Origin of the sequence: Arthrobacter sp. 18067 (assembly GCF_902706295.1) — a bacterium.
Taxonomy (GTDB): Bacteria; Actinomycetota; Actinomycetes; order Actinomycetales; family Micrococcaceae; genus Arthrobacter.
On sequence record NZ_CACSJJ010000105.1, the window covers coordinates 1 to 401 of the forward strand.

The following is a 401-nucleotide window of genomic DNA, read 5'->3' on the forward strand; positions in this document are numbered from 1 at the left end:
CATCTCGTGCGTGACGAGTACGCAGGTCATGCCGTCCTTCACCAGGTCGCGGATCACCGTGAGCACCTCGCCGACGGTTTCCGGGTCGAGCGCGGAAGTGACCTCGTCGAACAGGATCAGCTCGGGCCGCATGGCGAGCGCGCGGGCGATGGCGACGCGCTGCTGCTGGCCGCCCGAGAGTTCGCCGGGGTAGGCGTTCTCCTTGTGCGACAGGCGCACCTTGTCGAGCAGGGCGCGTGCCTCGTTCCGGGCCTCGGCCCGGTCGCGGCCCACGACGCGGGTGGGCGCGATCACCAGGTTCTCCAGCACGGTGAGGTGCGGGAACAGGTTGTACTGCTGGAACACGAAACCCACGCGCTTGCGCAGCGCGATCAGCGCGGCCTCGGTGTGCAGAGTATGGA

General features: G+C 68.6%; 1 protein-coding gene. It reads right to left on the reverse strand.

Features of this window, described 5'->3' with window-relative positions:
* The coding region (locus GVL04_RS24295) for an amino acid ABC transporter ATP-binding protein (RefSeq protein ID WP_159709183.1) at window positions 1-401 on the reverse strand (401 nt) is incomplete at both ends.